Below are 486 nucleotides of genomic sequence, written 5' to 3'. Positions count from 1 at the left end.
GGAGGTGATATGGGCATCACCATCCAGCGATCTGAAGATCTGCACCACGGCTTCACCGTGGATCGGCTTGGCAAGCGGCACTGTGGTTTTGCATTTGAAACGGTAATTGGTGCCGGCCACCACTTGGGTGGAGACTTCAAAGGGGGTGTACTGCACCCCGACAAATCCTTTCATCGCCTGGTTGAATACGGCCTGATCTTCTGCGGTCAGCTTGTGGTAAGCCGTCCATCCGCCAACAAGCACTGCTTGTTCTGACATAACAAACCCTCCGTGATCTCTTGTCCCTACTCGTATGGCTGTTCGGGATCCGCCCCGTTGATTCAAGTGGTTTCCGGTCTCCACCGGGGGGCCGTCTGGCCGGTTGGCGCGCTGGCTCCCCTTTGCCACATCGTTGTCCGCATTGCTTGATAAGGCTTGATAACAGCGGTCCCGATGGGCATGAGAGAGCCTAGTGCCGATGCCCAAAATCACCTCCTGTTACATGTG

1 protein-coding gene is annotated in these 486 nt (G+C 56.2%); it reads right to left on the bottom strand.

Annotated elements, in window-relative coordinates:
- A partial coding sequence (locus BN1129_RS01350) for a hypothetical protein (RefSeq protein ID WP_042034001.1) occupies nt 1-258 on the bottom strand: 258 nt, incomplete at its 3' end.
- Between the last annotated feature and the right edge of the window lie 228 nt (nt 259-486).

The sequence above is a fragment of the Aeromonas popoffii genome (genome assembly GCF_000820025.1).
Classification (GTDB): Bacteria; Pseudomonadota; Gammaproteobacteria; order Enterobacterales; family Aeromonadaceae; genus Aeromonas; species Aeromonas popoffii.
This window is presented reverse-complemented; position numbering and strand designations above follow the sequence as displayed.